The organism is Bifidobacterium porcinum (genome assembly GCF_055378475.1).
Genome location: NZ_AP029603.1, coordinates 1,424,766 through 1,443,447, shown reverse-complemented (window position 1 = coordinate 1,443,447; position 18,682 = coordinate 1,424,766). Strand labels below are relative to the sequence as shown.

General features: G+C 61.7%; 13 protein-coding genes. 8 read left to right on the top strand and 5 right to left on the bottom strand.

The features are described 5' to 3' along the window. Nucleotides 1–100: 100 nt before the first annotated feature. Nucleotides 101–1,630 (bottom strand): amidophosphoribosyltransferase, encoded by a 1,530-nt coding sequence (purF, locus tag ACZ41G_RS05700; protein ID WP_464144868.1) that lies wholly within the window; start codon nucleotides 1,628–1,630, stop codon nucleotides 101–103. Between the two features lie 391 nt (nucleotides 1,631–2,021). On the opposite strand from purF, the gene galE reads away from it, so the two are divergent. Beyond that, nucleotides 2,022–3,023, top strand: a complete 1,002-nt coding sequence (gene galE, locus ACZ41G_RS05695) for a UDP-glucose 4-epimerase GalE (RefSeq protein WP_015450724.1) — start codon at nucleotides 2,022–2,024, stop codon at nucleotides 3,021–3,023. Between the two features lie 184 nt (nucleotides 3,024–3,207). On the opposite strand, the gene ACZ41G_RS05690 is transcribed toward galE, so the two are convergent. Then, nucleotides 3,208–3,690, bottom strand: a complete 483-nt coding sequence (locus ACZ41G_RS05690) for a hypothetical protein (RefSeq protein WP_321046514.1) — start codon at nucleotides 3,688–3,690, stop codon at nucleotides 3,208–3,210. A 621-nt stretch (nucleotides 3,691–4,311) separates the two neighbouring features. Here ACZ41G_RS05690 and ACZ41G_RS05685 point away from each other — a divergent pair. After that, nucleotides 4,312–4,533, top strand: coding sequence for a hypothetical protein (locus tag ACZ41G_RS05685; RefSeq protein WP_441481904.1), 222 nt, complete (start codon nucleotides 4,312–4,314; stop codon nucleotides 4,531–4,533). A gap of 313 nt (nucleotides 4,534–4,846) precedes the next feature. Here the strand turns inward: ACZ41G_RS05685 and ACZ41G_RS05680 are convergent, their stop codons facing one another. Both ACZ41G_RS05680 and purC read right to left on the bottom strand, forming a co-directional pair. Next, nucleotides 4,847–8,581 (bottom strand): phosphoribosylformylglycinamidine synthase, encoded by a 3,735-nt coding sequence (locus ACZ41G_RS05680; RefSeq protein WP_464144866.1) that lies wholly within the window; start codon nucleotides 8,579–8,581, stop codon nucleotides 4,847–4,849. Nucleotides 8,582–8,706: 125 nt separating this feature from the next. Continuing rightward, a complete protein-coding gene (purC, locus tag ACZ41G_RS05675; RefSeq protein ID WP_015450712.1) occupies nucleotides 8,707–9,459 on the bottom strand; it encodes a phosphoribosylaminoimidazolesuccinocarboxamide synthase in 753 nt (250 codons plus the stop codon). 219 nt (nucleotides 9,460–9,678) lie between these two features. Between purC and purT the strand changes: the two genes are divergently transcribed. The 3 genes from purT (at nucleotide 9,679) to ACZ41G_RS05660 (ending at nucleotide 13,927) form a co-directional block, all read left to right on the top strand. Next, nucleotides 9,679–11,010: a formate-dependent phosphoribosylglycinamide formyltransferase gene (gene purT, locus ACZ41G_RS05670; RefSeq protein ID WP_464144865.1), complete on the top strand. Its 1,332-nt coding sequence runs from the start codon at nucleotides 9,679–9,681 to the stop codon at nucleotides 11,008–11,010. Between the two features lie 48 nt (nucleotides 11,011–11,058). Beyond that, nucleotides 11,059–12,258, top strand: coding sequence for a glycosyltransferase (locus tag ACZ41G_RS05665; RefSeq protein WP_464144863.1), 1,200 nt, complete (start codon nucleotides 11,059–11,061; stop codon nucleotides 12,256–12,258). Nucleotides 12,259–12,583: 325 nt separating this feature from the next. Beyond that, entirely contained in the window at nucleotides 12,584–13,927 is a 1,344-nt protein-coding gene (locus ACZ41G_RS05660) for an NAD-dependent succinate-semialdehyde dehydrogenase (RefSeq protein ID WP_464144862.1), read from the top strand. 624 nt (nucleotides 13,928–14,551) lie between these two features. On the opposite strand, the gene ACZ41G_RS05655 is transcribed toward ACZ41G_RS05660, so the two are convergent. Next, a complete protein-coding gene (locus ACZ41G_RS05655) occupies nucleotides 14,552–15,088 on the bottom strand; it encodes an Lrp/AsnC family transcriptional regulator (protein WP_239646901.1) in 537 nt (178 codons plus the stop codon). A 252-nt stretch (nucleotides 15,089–15,340) separates the two neighbouring features. Between ACZ41G_RS05655 and ACZ41G_RS05650 the strand changes: the two genes are divergently transcribed. From ACZ41G_RS05650 to ACZ41G_RS05640, 3 genes are read left to right on the top strand one after another with little or no spacing between them, the layout of a single operon-like run. Beyond that, nucleotides 15,341–16,525, top strand: a complete 1,185-nt coding sequence (locus ACZ41G_RS05650) for an ABC transporter ATP-binding protein (protein ID WP_081966524.1) — start codon at nucleotides 15,341–15,343, stop codon at nucleotides 16,523–16,525. Continuing rightward, nucleotides 16,522–17,526 (top strand): ABC transporter permease, encoded by a 1,005-nt coding sequence (locus ACZ41G_RS05645; RefSeq protein WP_464144861.1) that lies wholly within the window; start codon nucleotides 16,522–16,524, stop codon nucleotides 17,524–17,526. Before ACZ41G_RS05650 ends, ACZ41G_RS05645 begins: the two co-directional genes overlap by 4 nt. 19 nt (nucleotides 17,527–17,545) lie before the next feature. Next, entirely contained in the window at nucleotides 17,546–18,568 is a 1,023-nt protein-coding gene (locus tag ACZ41G_RS05640; protein ID WP_052400987.1) for an ABC transporter permease, read from the top strand. Nucleotides 18,569–18,682: the final 114 nt, after the last annotated feature.

Sequence of the window (18,682 nt, the reverse complement as noted above, 5' to 3'; positions counted from 1 at the left end):
GCTGTTAGGTTGGGACTGCACGCCGCGTGTGGGCGGGTGGTGCAGTCGGCGCGGGCATGAGTATGCCGCTGCATCTGCGAAAGATTGCAGCGGCATCATGTCAGGCTTTCGCCACTTGCGCTTGGAGCGTGTCGATATCCGCGCTGAACTCGTTGCCCTGATAGTGGCTCTTGTCGTGCGCGAACTTGGCGATTCTCACGCGGTCCTCGGGGGTCAGCGACTTGAGGAACGGCTCCTCGTAATCGTCGAGCGCGGTCGGATAGTCGCCGTTGAAGTAGGCGACACACAACCCGCCATACGGGGCGTCTGCGTGCAGGCCAATGGCCTCAACCAGACCATCCAACGACAGGAATGCCAACGAATCGGCGCCGATATACTCTCGGATTTCCTCGACGGATTTCTTCGCGGCAATCAGCTCCTTGGTCGTCTGGATGTCGATGCCGTAGAAGCACGGGTATTTCAGCGGTGGTGAGGAGATGCGCATGTGCACTTCGCGGGCACCGGCTTCGCGCAGCAGCTGCACGATGCGACGTGACGTGGTGCCGCGGACGATGGAATCGTCGATCACCGCGACGCTCTTGCCCTTGACGACGCCGCGTACGGCGGACAGCTTCATGCGAACGCCCTGTTCGCGCAGTTCCTGCGTAGGCTGAATGAAGGTTCGCGCCACGTACTGGTTCTTGATCAGCCCCATCTCGTTGGGCAGGCCGCTGGTCTCGGAGAAGCCAGATGCCGCGGACAGCGAGGAGTTCGGCACGGCGATGACCATGTCGGCGGGGGCGGGGGATTCCTTGGCGAGGATCGCGCCCATACGCTTGCGGGCAGAATGTACATTGACGCCGTAAATGTTGGAATCCGGGCGCGCGAAGTAGATGTACTCCATGGAGCAGATGGCCAGCTGCGTGTTGGTCGTGTAGCGGTCCATGTGATAGCCATCATCGTCCACAACGATGATTTCACCCGGGCCGATGTCGCGCACGAACTCCGCACCGACAATATCCAGCGCGCAGGTTTCGGACGCCAGCACATACGCGCCGTTCTTCATGCGTCCCAGTGACAGCGGACGGAAGCCGTTCGGGTCGAGCGCGCCGATCATCGCATGCTCGGTCATGAGCAGGTAGGCGAAACCGCCGTGCACCTTGTTGAGCGCTTCCTTGAGCTTGTCCATGAACGTGGGGGCGTTCGAACGACGGATGAGGTGCATCAGCACCTCGGTGTCGGAATTGGAGTGGAAGATTGCGCCTTCGTCCTCCAGTTTGCGGCGCAGGCTCACGCAATTGGTGAGGTTGCCGTTGTGGCCGAGCGCGACGTCGCCATCATGGAAGCGGAACAGGAACGGCTGGATGTTGTCCACCGATCCGGAGCCGGATGTCGCGTAACGCACGTGGCCGACGGCCTTGTCTCCTTTGAGTCGTTCGATTTCGTGCTCGTCGGAGAACACCTGGGTGAGCAGGCCGAGCCCGCGATGCCCGATCAGATGGCCGTCGTCGTTCGAGACGATGCCGGCGCCTTCCTGGCCGCGGTGTTGCAACGCGTGCAGACCGAAATAGGTGAGGCGGGCGGCGTCCGGGTGACCCCAGACACCGAAAATACCGCACTCTTCGTGGATGTCTTCGAGTTCAGCTGACAAGCCAAAGCTCCTTCCAAAACCGTGGAAACGGGGGATTCGCTAGTAACCAACATATCAACCGCCGGCTACATCGCGGCGTCAGGGTCGTCGCGCATTCAGCGGCGGGGTTGGGGCGGCTCGCTGCGGGAGATGGCTGGTATCTGCCTGCCATGCGACGGAACAGTCGCACGATGGTGGCGATGTGCCCATGACACCGCCGTCGCCGCTACCTATCGGCCCGCTGTGCGACTCGAGTGTCGCACAGCGCTGGGATGTTGGCATCGCCCGTGTGCGATACCGCCCGGATTGCAACATCGGCCGTGTGCGCCGCCCCGGAGTAGGACTTACGGCGTACACTGGTGGTTGGTTGCCCGCATACGCGGGTTGCGAAAATGATGTATAAGGAGCAACTATGGCAGTATTGGTCCTCGGCGGAGCCGGCTATATCGGCTCTCATATGGTCGACCGTCTGGTCAACACCACGGATGAGAAGGTCGTGGTCGTTGACAGCCTGGTCACTGGCCATCGTGCAGCCGTCAATCCGGCGGCGAAGTTCTATCAGGGCGACATCGCCGATCAGGATTTCATGCGTACCGTGTTCAAGGAAAATCCGGATGTCGACGCGGTCATCCATTTCGCCGCGTACTCTCTGGTCGCGGAGTCGATGAAGAAGCCACTCAAGTATTTCGACAACAACACCGCAGGCATGGTCAAGTTGCTTGAGGTAATGAACGAAGTGGGCGTCAAGAACATCGTCTTCTCCTCGACCGCAGCCACCTATGGCATCCCTGAGAAGATGCCGATTCGCGAGACCGATCCGCAGAAGCCGATCAACCCGTATGGCGAGAGCAAGCTCATGATGGAGAAGATCATGCACTGGTCCGACCTCGCCTATGGCATCAAGTTCGTTGCGCTGCGTTACTTCAACGTCGCCGGCGCCAAGCCCGACGGCTCGATCGGCGAAGACCACAACCCGGAGACGCATCTGCTGCCGATTGTGCTGCAGGTGGCTCAGGGCAAGCGCGACGTGCTCAAGATCTTCGGCAATGATTACAACACGCCTGACGGCACTAACGTGCGTGATTACGTGCATCCGTACGATCTTGCGGACGCGCACATCCTCGCGGTCAAGTACCTGCGTGAAGGCAACGAATCCACGGCGTTCAACCTCGGTTCGTCCACCGGCTTCTCGAACCTGCAGATTCTTGAGGCCGCCCGCAGGGTGACCGGCAAGGAAATCCCCGCCGAGATGGCCCCGCGTCGCCCCGGCGACCCGGACACGCTGATCGCTGCCTCCGACAAGGCCCGCAACGTGCTCGGCTGGAAGCCGCAGTTCGACAACATCGATAAGATCATCGCCTCCGCATGGGCTTGGCATTCGAGCCATCCGGAAGGCTACGGCGACCGCAAGTAATGCGGAGGCCGGTATCGCACGGTCGCTGATACCGTGTGGCCGCGTTGCCATGGTTACCATGTGAGATGACGCGCAAGACGATGAGGGGCGCCACGCTGCATATGCGTGGCGCCCCTCATCGTTGTCGTGGCTGGCAGCTGTCGTGATTGCCGGCATCGCCGGCATCTCCGGCATACCTTATGGGTCAGCTTTCGTTCAGTATCTGGCTGAACGAGAAACCGGTGGCCGCGATGATGATGATTGTGATGATGGCGGCCGCGACACCGATGATGATTTGCGCGAGCGCCCAGTTGCGACGGTCCTGGTGCTGCTCGCCGCCCATGCCGGCAGCCCAGCAGATCAGCAGGATGAACCCGACGATGGGGATGGCAGACAGGATCAGCGTCACAATCCACCCGCCGAGATCGGTAGTGCCGCTCGACTGTACGGGTGCCGGCTGGTACTGCGGGTGTCCCTGGTATGCCGGCGCGTACGGTTGCGGGGCCGGGCCGGGAGTTTGCGTGGTGTATGGGGCCTGATTCGTGTACTGGCCTTGGCTTGCGTTGGCTGTCTGGCCGGGCAGCGGCGGCATATCGGGTGCCGGCTGGCTCGCGTACGCGGACTGGCCTTGATAGGCCGACTGGTTCGGGTATGGTGGCAGGCCGGGGTTCGGCTGGTTGGTGGACATGCGACGCTCCTTGTAATGGGACATGTGCGGGCGGATTTCGTCGCGTCCGCGTGTTCAGGGCGCGGCGACCCGATATCTTTGTTCATGATAATCGCCCTGTCGGATGGCTGATGCTCAATGCGTTTCCATGGAGGGAAAGGCTCGAAGTCGAGCGTCGATGGAATTGTATGCCGCAGGGCTGCAAGAGCTGGATGGAGCATGGTATGGGACCGTGGCAGCAGGATGCGTCCCCGCACGGGCGAGACGATGACATGGAAGACCCCGGCAGCGTGAGATTCGTCGTCGCAACGAACGGCATGCAAGGAGGCTCGCCGTCCAACGCTGGTGCATCGCGTTCCTGTATGTGCTTGACATGGCTGTAGCGGTCACAGCAGTCGTTGCGTTTGTCGAAGGAGCGATAAGCCAGAGCGGTCTGGCACGATCGCTGTTGCATGCCAACGGGTTCGCGATACTCATCGACTGGGCGCATTTGCGTGATGAGCGCCGTGCGGAACGCGGCAGGAAGGTGCTCCGCTACGCGGTAGCCGCGTCTTGATGCGAGTCCACCGGCCGGTCGGTGACGTGGATCTGTCCATGGTGTCAAGGTGACAATACGGTACCCCTGGTCAAGGAGGGCGAGCCGTGGCCGCTGCTACAACGCTGCTGTGTATGCTGCAATCGTCGTCCCCGATGCCCGCCGCTGCTGAAATTCCGGGGGCTTCCGGCGCTCCGCCAGCAGGTCGTCCCGATGTCGACGATTTGTCAATGTCCGGTGTCGGTACCGTACCGGACCACGTGGTATCTGCGCTTTCCGGTGATGATGCCCATACGCACGCCCGCACGCCGGAACGCCGTGCGATCTAGCCGGCGGTCATCGCGCTGGCGTGCTGTACGCCGGTGCTGCTGGGGGTGGCCGTTGCGGCACAGTTCGCTGCCTGTCATGCCGCGATTCAGTCGTCCGGCGACGCTGGCTCGTAGTATGCCACTGCGCACGATCTGCCGCATGCCGGCGTGGCGTTGGATCTGACCTGCTCGGTCCAGAAGAATGAGGGATAGAAAGCGAAGTGGCGTATGGCGGTATCGCACAGGCGCGCGTGATCATCCAAGAGAAGGGCCGATATAGGGAAGGCCCCGGCTGTTTACCGCAGCCGGGGCCTTCCCTATTATGGGTCGCGACTCACGCGGTGAAATACTTCACACCGCTGGTAAACAGCGGCTGGAGCTTGTCGCCGGGCACATTGACGAAGGTGCCGTCCGTGTACCGTTCGGAATGACCCATCTTGCCGAACACGCGGCCGTCCGGGCTGGTGATGCCTTCGATGGCGAGCATCGAGCCGTTCGGATTGACGTCCAGATCCATGCCGGGCACGCCGTCGGCGTCCACATACTGCGTGGCGATTTGGCCGTTGGCCTTGAGCTTGGCGAGCACCTCGTCGGAAGCCACGAACCGGCCCTCGCCGTGCGAAATCGCGATGGTGTGCACGTCGCCGACCGCGCTTTCCGCCAGCCACGGGGACAGGTCGGAAGCCACACGCGTACGCACCAGACGGCTCTGATGTCGGCCGATTGTGTTGAAGGTCAGCGTCGGGCAGGCGTCGGTCATCGGCACGATGTCGCCGTACGGCACGAGGCCAAGCTTGATGAGCGCCTGGAAGCCGTTGCAGATGCCAAGCATCAAACCGTCGCGGTTCTTGAGCAGGTCGCGCACGGCGTCGGTGACGGCTGGGGCGCGGAAGAACGCGGTGATGAACTTCGCCGACCCGTCAGGCTCGTCGCCGCCAGAGAAACCGCCAGGGATCATGACAATCTGGCTGCGGCGGATCTCGTCGACCAGCGCCTGCGTGGATTCGGCGACCGCCTGCGGAGTGAGGTTGTTCACGATGAGCGTGCTCACATCGGCGCCTGCGCGCTCGAATGCCGCCGCGGAATCGTACTCGCAGTTGTTGCCCGGGAACACCGGAATCACCACATGCGGCTTGGCGACGGGAGAGCCCGTGTATACGGTCTTCTTCGGGGCGTGGAATTTCTCGGTTTCCGTGACGCTGCCGCGTTCCTCGCCTTTGGAGCGGTACGGGAAGACGCCTTCCATTGCGGATTCCCAGTCTTCCTGCACCTGGTCGAGATCGAGGCGCTCGCCGCCGGCGACGAATTCGTACGCGTCGGTCGTCTCGCCGATTACGCCGATTTCGACGCGGTTGGACACCGCTGGCAGCTTCGCATTGTCATCAAGTTCAACGAGGAACGAGCCATAGGCCGGGGTGAACAGGTCGTCCACGGCGATGGTGTCGGCGAGCTTGACGCCGATGCGATTGCCGAGCGTCATCTTGAACAGCGCTTCGGCGCTGGCGCCATAGCCCGGGGTGGACACGGCGAGCGCATCATGGAATTCGGTGAGCGATTCGACCACGTCCATTGCCTCAAGCAGGCCGTCCTTGTCGGGGGTGAGCCCGTCGACCGCATACCGCGGGGCGATGCGCACAATGCGGTGACCGGCCTTCTTGAACTCGGGGGAGGTTGCGCGATGCATGTTGCCGACGGCCACAGCGAAGGAGATAAGCGTCGGCGGCACGTCGAGATCCTCGAAGCTGCCGCTCATCGAATCCTTGCCGCCGATAGCGCCGACACCGAGATCGACCTGCGCCATCAGGGCGCCCAGCACCGCCGCGGCGGGCTTGCCCCAGCGTTCCGGCACGTCACGCAGTTTGCCGAAATACTCTTGGAAGCTCAAGTAGGCGTCTTCGCGGCGGAAGCCGGCGGACACGAGCTTGGCAAGGGACTCGACCACCGACAGGTAGGCGCCGGTGAACTGATTCTTCTCCATGATGTACGGGTTGAAGCCCCATGCCATCGCGGACGCGGTGGTGGTTTCGCCGAACACCGGGAGCTTGGCGACCATGGCCATGGTCGGGGTCAGCTGGCGCTTGCCGCCGAACGGCATGAGCACAGTGGCGGCGCCGATTGTGGAGTCAAAGCGTTCGGACAAGCCTTTGTTGGAGGCCACGTTGATATCGGTGACCAGCGCGTGCATCCGGTCCTTGAGCGAGCCCTCACGCGACGGGGTGGTGTAGGAGCCACCCTGCTCGACGTGCACGGTCTGATGCTTCGGCGCGCCGTTGGAGGCGAGGAAGGCGCGGCTCAGGTTCACGATGGTGTCACCCTGCCAGGTCATGCGCATGACCTTCTCTTCGGTGACAGTGGCGATAACGGTGGCTTCGAGGTTTTCCTCGCGCGCATAGCCGAGGAACTCGTCCACGTCATCGGCGGCCACGTCGACGGCCATGCGTTCCTGGGATTCGGAAATCGCCAGTTCGGTGCCGTCCAGGCCTTCGTACTTCTTGGGCACCAGATCAAGGTTGATGGTCAGGCCGTCGGCGATCTCGCCGGTTGCCACGGACACACCGCCCGCGCCGAAATCGTTGCAGCGCTTGATCAGACGGCAGGCGTCCTTGCGGCGGAACAGACGCTGGAGCTTGCGTTCGACGGGGGCGTTGCCCTTCTGCACTTCTGCGCCATCTTTTTCAAGGCTTTCCTCATCGTGCGCCTTCGAGGCGCCGGTTGCGCCGCCGATGCCGTCACGGCCGGTACGCCCGCCCAGCAGGATGATCTTGTCTCCGGGGGTCGGGGTTTCACGGCGGACATGGTCGGCCGGGGTCGCACCCACGACTGCGCCGACTTCCATGCGCTTGGCCACATAGCCCGGATGGTAAATCTCGTCGACCTGACCGGTCGCCAGACCGATCTGATTGCCGTACGAGGAGTATCCGGCGGCCGCGGTGGTGACGATCTTGCGCTGGGGGAGCTTGCCCTTGAGCGTTTCAGAAACTGGGACACGCGGGTCGCCGGCGCCGGTCACGCGCATCGCCTGATATACGTAGGAACGGCCCGACAGCGGGTCGCGGATGCATCCGCCGATGCAGGTGGCAGCGCCGCCGAACGGCTCGATTTCGGTCGGGTGGTTGTGGGTTTCGTTCTTGAACAGGAACAGCCAGTCCTGGTCCTCGCCGTTCACATCGACCTTCACCTTGACGGTGCAGGCGTTGATTTCCTCAGATTCGTCGAGGTTCTTGAGGATACCGTTCTTCTTGAGCCACTTGGCGCCGATCGTGCCCATATCCATGAGGCACACCGGCTTGCCGTCGCGCCCGAGCTCATGGCGCATGGCCATGTACTTGTCGAATGCGGCCTTGACCACATTGTCATCGATATCCACCTCGTCAAGCTGTGTGCCGAAGGTGGTGTGGCGGCAGTGGTCGGACCAGTAAGTGTCGATTACCTTGATCTCGGTGATGGTCGGTTCGCGGTGTTCGCCGCGGAAATACTCCTGGCACACCTTCGCATCCGCCAGATCCATCGCGAGACCGCGCTCGTCGATGAACCGCTGGAGGCCTTCGTCATCCAGCTTGTCGAATCCGGCGACCACCTCGACCTTCGCTGGCTTGGCGACCTGCACCTTGAGGGTGCTCTTCGGTTCGAGGGAGGCTTCGCGGGCTTCGACCGGGTTGATTACGTACTGTTTGATCTGCTCGACGGCCTGCTCGTCCAGATTGCCCTCCAACGCGTAGACCTTGGCGCTGCGCACAGTCGGGCGCTCGCCTTGGCTGATCAGCTGGATGCATTCGCTGGCCGAATCGGCACGCTGATCGAACTGCCCGGGCAGGAACTCGACGGCGAACACCGCGCTGTCGCCAAAATCGGGCATCTCCTCGCTGGCGTTATCCACCTGCGGTTCGCTGAACACGGTTGTGGTGGCCTGATCGAACAGCTCACGGCTGATGCCTTCGACGTCGTACCGGTTGACGATACGCAGACCGGTAAGCCCCTTAATCCCGAGAATCGTCTTCAGCTCGTTTTCCAGTTGCCTGGCCTCGACGTCAAAGCCCGGCTTCTTCTCGACATAAACGCGAAAAACCACGGTATTCCTTCTGTTGTTGGTATGGCGGTTGTCTGGGTGATGCAGGTGGTCGCGTGGGTGTGTTCGCCTTGCGCGGCGCATCCGAAAAATGTGGCCCGCATCGGAAAACCGGTGCGGGCCCGGGCTCACTCGGCGTCCTTGACGCCTTCGGAATCGGCGAGCTGCTTGAGGCGGCTGTAAATCTCCTCGTATGCGGGGATGATGTTGCCCAGATCGCGGCGGAACAGATCCTTGTCAAGATGCTCGATCTTGCCGCTGTGATCCTTCAAATCCCACAGACGGCAGGTGTCGGGTGTGATCTCGTCGGCCAGCAGAATCGTGCCGTCGGAGGTTTTGCCTTCCTCGATCTTGAAATCGACGAGCTGCACGTCGATCTTGGAGAAGATGTCCTTGAGCGCTTCGTTGACGGCGCGCGCCTGACGGGAGATCTCGGCGAGCTCTTCCTCGGAAGCCAAGCCGAGGGCGACGATGCCGTCATCGTTGATGAACGGGTCGCCCAGTTCATCGGACTTCAGACAGAATTCGAGGATCGGCTTCTTCAGCGGCGTACCTTCCTTGACACCGTACCGCTTGGCGAAGGAGCCGGCGGCGGTGTTGCGCATGATGATTTCCAGCGGGTACATGGTCATCTTGCGCACCAGCTGTTCGGTGTCGGACAGGCGCTTGATGAAGTGGCTGTCGATGCCGCGAGCCTTGAGCAGTTCGAAAATCACGGAGGTGATGTGGTTGTTCAGGTTGCCCTTACCGGCGATCTGCGCCTTCTTCGCGCCGTTGCCGGCCGTCGCCTGGTTCATGTATTCGACCCACAGAACGTCGGGATCGTCGGTCGCATACATTTTTTTGGCCTTGCCCTCATAGAGCTTTTCCAGTTTCTGCATGACTCGCCTTCCTCGTAAGCACGAGATGGATTGGGGGTATATACGGTGGACAGGATACCAAGCGCCGGCTACATCGGGCGGCACGGCGTGGGGGCGGTATCGCCCGAGAATCGCCTGGTTGCCTATCCGGTATCGGCGCGGCGGCAAACGGGTTCGATTCGGAGCCGGGCAACACCGTCGGCAACAGTTCTGACAACCCCCGATGGCAAGATGACGGGTATGAGTGATTACGCCGAAGCCACAGTCAACGCAAGCCAGTCCAGTGCATCACAATCAGCCTCCGTCGCGACGCCAGCCGATCCGCGGCTTGGTACCCCGCTCGACCGATCTGCCGACGCCGCGCGCACCAAGGTTCTGCTGCTTGGCTCCGGTGAGCTTGGCCGCGAAATCGCCATCGAACTCATGCGCCTGGGCGCGTGGGTGTGCGCCGCCGACAGCTACGAAGGCGCCCCGGCACAGCAGGTCGCCCACGAATACCGTGTCCTCGATATGGCCAATCCTGAGCAGCTGGACGCCCTGTTCGCCGAAATCAAGCCGGATATCGTCATCCCTGAAGTCGAAGCGATCGCCACGTCCGAACTGGATGCCGTCGCCGCAAAAGGCGTGCAAGTCGTGCCGAGCGCCGGCATCGCCGCCATCTGCATGGACCGCGAGCGCCTGCGCGTGCTCGCCCACGAGAAACTTGGGCTGCCGACCACACCCTACCGTTTCGCTGGGTCGCTCGAGGAACTGCGTGCCGGCGCGCAAACCATAGGTTACCCGTGCGTCGTCAAGCCGATTATGAGCTCTTCCGGTCACGGCCAGTCTGTTGTACGCACCCCGGATGCCATCGACGCCGCCTGGCATGAGGCGCAGGTCGGTCGTCGTGCGGCGGGCGAAGGCGGCATTTCCCGCGTTATCGTCGAAGCGCTCGCACCACTTGATTATGAGCTGACCGTGCTGACCGTCAGCTCGTCCGCGGGTGTCGTCACCTGCACTCCGATCGGGCAGCGTCAGGAAAGCGGCGATTACCGCGAATCCTGGCAGCCGGCGGCTGTCAACCCGGACACCTTGAGAATCGCGAAAGACCTGGCACGCCGTTGTGTCGAAGGGCTGGTCGCCGACGCGCACGAGCACGGCGAGCGCGGCTGGGGCGTGTTCGGTGTCGAACTGTTCGTCCTCACCGACGGTTCGGTGCTGTTCAATGAGGTCTCCCCGCGTCCGCACGACACCGGCATGGTGACCATGATTTCCCAACGGCTGAGCGAATTCGCGCTCCACGCGCGGGCGGTTCTCGGTATTCCGGTCAGCCAGGAGCATGTCGATTTGGCGCTCGGCGACGGGCAGGTTGGCGCGAGCCATGCCATCGTCGTCGAAGGCGACGGCCGAGCGATTTTCTCGAATGTGCCACAGGCGCTCGCCGAGCCGGACACCAACCTGCGGATTTTCAACAAACCGGAAGTCCACGGGCATCGTCGCATGGCCGTGGCACTCGCCATCGGGGACAGCGCCGATGACGCCTGCGCCAAGGCCGGACGCGTCGCCGATGCGCTGACTGTCACGGTACGGTAATCGGCGTGGCATTCCGGCTTCGTGGGGCTTGAGGCTTACGATACCGGTATGAGCATGAAGAATCAGGAGTTTTCTGTGACGGCTGGCAGCACCGAGGATGCCGGCCGCCCGCTGGTCATCGCGCTGGTCGTCGACACCGCGGGCAATGAGGGCAACGGCACGTCGAATTCGGCGTTGCAGTATGCCGGGGAGCTTCGCCGGCAAGGCCATACGGTCCGTCTGGTCGGTATTGGTTCGCCCGAGTATCCGATTCGTGTGCGTCACATCCCGTTGGTCTCTTGGATCGCGGCGAAACAGCAGATGCAATTCGCACAGCCGGACCGGGCGATGTTCCGCAAGGCGTTTGGGGGCGCGGATGTGGTCCACGTGTACCTGCCGTTCAAATACGGTCGCATGGCGGTGCGGACCGCACATGAGATGGGAATCCCCGCCACTGCCGGATTTCACTTGCAGCCGGAGAACGTTCTGTATTCGGCGGGGCCGTTGCGGTATATCCCCGGCGCTTCGGCGTTCATCTACCGGCTGTTCGACCGCATGCTGTACCGGCATATCCGGCATATCCACACGCCCTCGCATATGATCGCCACGCAGTTGCGGGCGCATGGCTACCGGCAGCGACTGCATGTGATCTCCAACGGCTATTCGCCCAGATTCACCGCCAAACAGCAGCGTGAACCCGGTTCGCCGTCCCCAAGACCGTTCAGAATCGTCGCTTCGGGGCGTCTAGCCAGCGAGAAGGACCATGTGACGCTGATTCGGGCGGTCGCGTTGAGCCGGCATGCTGAGGATATCGAATTGTCGATTTGCGGCACCGGGCCGTTGCAACATGAACTGCGGCGAATGGCGGCACAATTGCTGCCCGGACGTTGGTCGATCGGTTTCCATGACAATGCGCAGATGCCCGTATTCCTGCGTTCATGCGATCTGCTGGTGCACCCTTCGATTGTTGATATCGAATCGTTGAGCGTTCTGGAGGGCATGGCCTCCGGACTTGTGCCCGTCATCGCCAGGTCCACGCAGAGCGCCGCCGGTCAGTTCGCATTGTGTGACCATTCGCTGTTCGAAGCCCAAGACCCGGCCATGCTCGCCCAGCGCATCGACTGGTGGATTGATCACCCCGATGAATTAAGCCGTTGGGGCGCCGTCTATGCCGAGCACACGCGTGAGGAGTATTCCATCGAGTCATGCGTGCGCAAATTCGTCGCCATGGAACGCGAGGCGATCGCCGACTTCGATGGCAGGTTGTGAACGATGAATCCGCCGTAATCGGCGCATTGCCGGTTCGGGCGGTTTCATACGGTCGGGGCGTGGGAGCGTTGCGCCCGCCACCCCATGACCGCTTCTGCCAGACGCGCTTCGGGAGCGCGGGTATGACATCATGCTCGGAATCGTGTCATGCAGTCCGCTGATTGCATTTCGCAATGTTGCGGTAACGCCGATGATACGAAAATCGCATACCATGCCGCCAAACGCGAAGAAAAACGCATCCCAAAGGCGCTCGCGCAACGAAAAACGCACGGGATTGCCTTTCGGGGTGCGTATGGCGTGAAGTATGACAACGAAAGGCGACACGATGAGTAGATATGCAGTGACCAATCCGGCGACCGGACAGGTCGAGGAAAGCTTTGAAACCTTCACCGACGAGCAGGTCGCCGCGGCGGTGGATGCCGCCGACGAAGCATACCGCACGTGGGGGAGGACCACGACCATCGAGCAGCGTGCCGCGTTGATGCGCAAGGCGGTGGCGGCGTATCGCGACCAGCAGCAGGAACTCGCCACCATCATCAACCATGAGATGGGCAAATTGATGGACGAGGCGCTGGTCGAGGTTGAATTCTCGGCGGAGATTCTCGAATACTATGCCGATCATGCCGCCGAGTTCCTTGCCGACGAGCCGATTGACCGCGCTGCGGCGGGCACGGCGTTCATCCGGCACCTGCCGATCGGCCCGCTGGTCGGCGTCATGCCGTGGAATTACCCGTATTATCAGGTCGCCCGGTTCGCCGGACCGAATCTGATGCTTGGCAATACCATCATGCTCAAGCACGCGTCCCTGTGCCCCAAGTCGTCGGCGGCGATGGAGCGGATTTTCCTCGAGGCGGGCTTCCCGAAGGGCGCGTTCGTCAACATGTACGCCACCAACGAGCAGATCGCCAAGGTCATCGCCGATCCGCGCGTCCGCGGTGTGTCCCTGACCGGTTCCGAGCGTGCCGGCAAGGCGATCGCCCAGGAGGCCGGTGCCGCGTTGAAGAAGGTCGTATGCGAATTGGGCGGCAATGACGCGTTCATTGTCATGAGTGTCGATGATCTGGATGCGGCGGTCGAGGCTGGCGCGAATGCCCGGTATGAGAACAGCGGTCAGATCTGCAACGGCGCCAAACGGTTCATTATCATCGATTCGCTGTACGACGAGTTCTTGAAGCGGTTCATCGCGGTGTCCAAGGAACGCAAGCTTGCACCCCTGTGCTCCGCGTCAGCCGCCGACGGTCTGGCAGCCCAGGTGCAAGCCGCGATTGATGACGGGGCGACGGTGGTGTTGGGCGGCACCGAACATGACGGGGCCTTCTACCCGGCGACCATCCTGACTGACATTCCCGAAGGCTCGGCCGCACGTCATACGGAATTCTTCGGCCCGGTCGCCCAGTTCTACCGGGTGTCCAGCGAGGATGAGGCCATTGCGGTCGCCAACGACTCGCCGTATGGTCTCGGCTCCTACGTGTTCACCACCGATAGCGAGCAGGGGCTGCGGTTTGCGGACCGTCTGGAATCCGGCATGACGTATATCAACGAGTCTGGTGCCGATTCCGCGGAGTTGCCGTTCGGAGGCGTGAAGAATTCCGGGTTCGGCCGTGAGATGGGCCCGCTTGGTATCCGCGAGTTCGCGAACTACAAGCTGATCACTGAAGCTGCGCGCTGAGCTGGACGCACTTCGACAGTATCGGCATGATGGCCGGTCGCCGTACCACTGGCGGCCGGCCGCTTGCGTGTCGGGGTGGTCTGATTCGCCGTCATGCCTACCTATCGGCGTCGGCAAACGTCATTGTTCCCACGGTTCCGGGGTATGCCGGCCATCGGTTTCCGACCGCTTCGTCGCACCGGAATCAGCCGGCAATATCCGGCAATATTCCACGATATGATTACGTGTCTCACATGTTAGACATTGAGACGTGTGGTCGTTCTCGGCGTCTGCCGGATGCATGGATAACTCTGAGTCCCCGGGGCCAAGGCTGCGCATGAATCGGCGGAGATGCGGGCAACGTCGTCAAGTTGTGCCGATTGGGGCGCTTTCGGGCATGTTCTGCGCGGGTATGGATACACGAACCCCGAGAAAGGTCGATATCGTGCGGTTCCTGCACTGTGCGCCCGGGGCGCGTCGGCGCGTGTCGCCGGTTCGACCCCCAGCAGTCGTTCCTGCCCTGTGCCCAGGGACTCGTCCCGCGTCCTGCGCGCTGGCGTGAGTGCCCAGGTGATCGTGCCCACATGCGTTCGTGCGTCCCGCTTCCCGCTCGTCGCACGCAATCGCCGTATCGGCGCGTAATAATTACCGCACGCCGTAATCGTACCGTTGCTCGATAAGCCGCAAATACGTGAATACTTCTGTGTGGTCGACGCCTGGGATCCTGCGGATGCGCATCACCAGGTCGAGCAGGTCGTCATCGTCAGCGGTGAAGACCTCCAGTAGCATGTCAAAACGCCCCGCCGCTGCGACAATGTAGTCGATGCCGTCGGTTGCGCGTAACTGGTCGGCGAGCGCGTCCAGATCCCCGCTCGTGTTCACTCCGATCATGGCCTGCCTGCGGTAGCCGAGCTGGACCGGGTCCGTGACGGCGACGATTTGGATGATTCCCGTCTCGACTAACCGCTGCACACGCCCGCGCACGGCGGCTTCGGACAGGCCGACGACCTTGCCGATCGCCCCGTAAGGTTTGCGTCCGTTTTTCTGCAATTCGCGGATGATGGCCTTGTTGGTCTCGTCAAGTAGCGACGGCGATCGGCGCTGCTCGGCGCTGGTCTCATTGTCCGGTGTCTCGTGTGTCTCCGCCGTGAACGGCTCGCGCATGTCATGTTGAACTCTCATACGACCATCACAGCAGGTCATTGTTCACGATGCGAGACCTTGGGGAAAATTTCGCGTTACGCCGCTTTTTTAGTCGCAATATTGCGTTTACGCAACGGAAATCATCGCAACCTTTGATGAATCACAACGAAAACAGCAGAGACCAAGCCACGCACGCTATCGAACTCGAAGTTCTCGCAAGCCACACACGAACGTGACGCGTCCCGCGGACAGGCGCCGCAGGATGACCGGACGAATTACCAAGGAGGAGCGATGACCACGACACAATCACCTGTCCAGGATGCGGTCCTGTCATCATCTGCGGCCCAATCGCATCAGCCGGATGATACCGGCGTCCGCATCGGCCGCGACAAGGACGTGGAACTGAGAGAAAGCGGCCTGACCATCAACCGCGCCCGCAAGACCTTCCGGTCGGCGGAAGGCAAATTGGTCCACGCCATCGACGACGTGAGCCTGAACATCGAAGCCGGCGAATTCTTCGTGCTGCTCGGCCCCTCCGGTTGCGGCAAGACGACACTGCTGCGGTCCATCGGCGGTCTGGAAACCCTGGATGCCGGCGAAATCTACTTGGGCGACCAACGCATCGACGAGATGCCGCCATACGAGCGTCCGGTCAACACCGTATTCCAAAGTTACGCATTGTTCCCCAATATGACGGTGGAACAGAACATCGCTTTCGGCTTGGAAATGGAAAAGAAGCCGAAGGACTACATCAAGCGCAAGACGCAGGAGATGCTCGATCTGGTACATCTGAGCGAAATCGGCAAGCGTCTGCCCAGCCAGCTGTCCGGCGGCCAGCAGCAGCGTGTCGCGCTCGCCCGGTCGCTTGCGAAAAGCCCGAAGGTGCTGCTGCTTGATGAATCCCTGTCCGCGCTTGATTTCAAGTTGCGTCGTCAGATGCAAGTCGAATTGAAGCGTCTGCAGCGAGAGACCGGCATCATCTTCATTTTCGTCACGCACGACCAGGAGGAAGCCCTGTCGATGGCCGACCATATCGCCGTGTTCTCCAAGGGCAAGCCCGAGCAGGTTGGCACCCCGGAGGAAATCTACGACAAGCCGGCCAACCGGTTCGTCGCCGACTTCATCGGCGATATCAACTTCCTCGACGCCACTGTGCATGATGCCGGCTCGGTTGAGGTCGAAGGCAAGATCTTCCCCGTGACACAAGACTTGAGCGAGTATGGCAGGGGAGCGGCCGTGAGCGCTGCCGTCCGCCCCGAGCGCATTACGCTTGGCGCGGCGAAGGACGGCGGTCTGCAGGCGAGCGTGGAAACCGTGACCTATATGGGCTCCGACATCCGCTGCCATGTCCGTCTCGCCGACGGCACGCCCGTGCAGATCCGCGTCAACCCGCCTTTTGACTCCGAACTGCTCACAATCGGTGCAAAGGTCGGTGTGACGGTCAGCCCCGACCATATGAGGGTGGTGGAACGATGAGCGAAACCTCTTCCGCTTTGGACGGCAGCAATCCGCCGATTTCTGCGCCTTCGCAAAACGGTGGGGCGACGACTTCCCGTCGCCGCCGCACCCTGTTCGCCGCCTCGGGCAGCATCAAGCCCGGCATGCTCTCGCACTGGTATTCGATTCCCGCCGTTATCGTCGGACTGCTGTTCACACTCGGCCCGATATGCGTCATCGTCGCGTTCTCCTTCATGAGCCAGCCGGATGTCGGTGGCGGCGTGGTCTACAAGTTCTCCACGAACGCTTACAAGAAGCTGCTGTTCACCACCGATTTCCTGGGCCGCACCTCCTTCGACCCGCGGTATCTCAAGGTGTTCGGCACCTCGTTGTGGCAGGCGCTCATCACCACGTTCATATGCATCGTGCTGTCCTTCTTTATCGCCCTGTGGATGTCGTTACGCAAGCCGTCAACCCAGCGCCTGCTGGTGCTGCTGATCAACATCCCGTTCTGGACGAACCTCATCGTCCGTACCTACGCGTGGATGCTCATCCTCAACGAAAACGGCCCGATCAACGGCTTCTTGAAATTCATCGGCGTAGGCAGTAAACAGCTGCTGTACACGTCGGGGGCCTCGCTAATCGGCTTGATATTCACCTTCCTGCCGTTCGCGATCATGCCGATGTATTCGGCGCTGTCCGGGTTCGACTTCCGTCTGGTCGAAGCCGCATACGACCTGGGCGCTCGCAAACTCACCGTAATGCGGCGGATCATCCTGCGCGCCGCGAAACCAGGCGTCACCTCAGCCATTGCGTTGTGCTTCATCCCGGCCTTCGGGTCCTACGTGCAGCCCGTGCTGCTTGGCGGCGGGCGTGTCCTCATGCTCGGCAACCTGATCGCATCCCAGTTCTCCGAAGCGCGCAACTGGCCGTTCGGCGCGGCATTGTCCACGGTGATCCTGCTGATCACGTTGCTGTGCGGTGTCGCGGCAAGCATCGGCGGCGGCAAAGCGGCGCGTGACGCCGGCATGGCGGTATGAACAGAACGAGGTGAGTGCAATGACTAGCAGCAACAAGGAAATCAAGCATACCGGGGAAGCAGCGGATATCCGCACGGCCGCCGGGGCACACGACGGCGAAACCGCTCCGGTCGTCCACATGGATTACGGCACCGCGGCGGAATTCGGCGCCATCGTCGAACGGACCATCGACGAACGTGGCGAACACGCGTCCGCCCAGATGCCGCAATGGCTCGAAGACAAGCAGCCCGACCGGGCGCTGAGCACTCGGCGTTCCGGGCGAAACCGGCTGAAAACCTTCCCCGGCGTCGCGTTCATCAGTGTGCTTGTCATTCTGTTCCTGTATCTGCCGATGCTCATGGTTGTGATGTTCTCCTTCAACGGCGGTCGTCAAGCGCTGCTGTGGAAAGGGTTCTCCTTCTCCTGGTACGGTACGGTGTTCCACGATCCGGCAATCATCTCGGCGACCCTGACCTCGCTCGAAGTCGCCGTCATCGCGATGGTTCTGTCCACGGTCATCGGTGTGCTGTTCATCCTCGCCGCGGACCAGATGTCACGGGCGGGTTCGGCGCTCGCCGGCTGGCTGATCAACGCGTCGTTGATTATCCCAGAGGTCGTGCTCGGCGTCGCAACCATGGGCTTCATCCGTATGATCGGCCTGAAGCCGGGATTGCTGCCACTGATTCTCGCGCACACCACCTTCTGCATCCCGTTCGTGGTGATGCCGTTGCGCGCGCGGTTGCAGACCATCGATACCTCGTGTTTCGAAGCCGCAGTGGATCTCGGCGCGTCGCCAATCACCACGGTCCGCCGCGTCACCCTGCCGCTGCTGGCCCCGGCCATCGTCTCCGGCGCGCTTATGGCATTCGTGATTTCGATGGATGACTTCATGATCTCGAACTTCCTGACATCCGCAGGCACGACGACACTGCCGATTTACATCTTCTCGCTTATCCGCAAGGGCGTGAACCCGAGCATCAACGTCGTCGCCACGCTTCTGCTCCTGCTCGCTGTCATCGTGACCGTCATCTCCTCGGTCCTGACCAACCGCAAGGACGACTGAACGACGGCGTGCGCCAGAATGCAGCCGTCATATCGAAGAAAGGAGCCGATATGCGCACCTCATCAGCTGTTATCCCTTCCAATCATTCATATTCCGACTACCGTGAGCGCGGGC

Bases quoted from the DNA above. Each gene is read 5' to 3' on its own strand.
- ACZ41G_RS05640 (WP_052400987.1), top strand. From the start codon at position 17,546: ATGACTAGCAGCAACAAGGAAATCAAGCATACCGGGGAAGCAGCGGAT.
- ACZ41G_RS05690 (WP_321046514.1), bottom strand. From the start codon at position 3,690: ATGTCCACCAACCAGCCGAACCCCGGCCTGCCACCATACCCGAACCAG.
- ACZ41G_RS05665 (WP_464144863.1), top strand. From the start codon at position 11,059: ATGAGCATGAAGAATCAGGAGTTTTCTGTGACGGCTGGCAGCACCGAG.
- purT (WP_464144865.1), top strand. From the start codon at position 9,679: ATGAGTGATTACGCCGAAGCCACAGTCAACGCAAGCCAGTCCAGTGCA.
- purC (WP_015450712.1), bottom strand. From the start codon at position 9,459: ATGCAGAAACTGGAAAAGCTCTATGAGGGCAAGGCCAAAAAAATGTAT.
- ACZ41G_RS05650 (WP_081966524.1), top strand. From the start codon at position 15,341: ATGACCACGACACAATCACCTGTCCAGGATGCGGTCCTGTCATCATCT.
- ACZ41G_RS05660 (WP_464144862.1), top strand. From the start codon at position 12,584: ATGAGTAGATATGCAGTGACCAATCCGGCGACCGGACAGGTCGAGGAA.
- galE (WP_015450724.1), top strand. From the start codon at position 2,022: ATGGCAGTATTGGTCCTCGGCGGAGCCGGCTATATCGGCTCTCATATG.
- ACZ41G_RS05645 (WP_464144861.1), top strand. From the start codon at position 16,522: ATGAGCGAAACCTCTTCCGCTTTGGACGGCAGCAATCCGCCGATTTCT.
- ACZ41G_RS05655 (WP_239646901.1), bottom strand. From the start codon at position 15,088: ATGAGAGTTCAACATGACATGCGCGAGCCGTTCACGGCGGAGACACAC.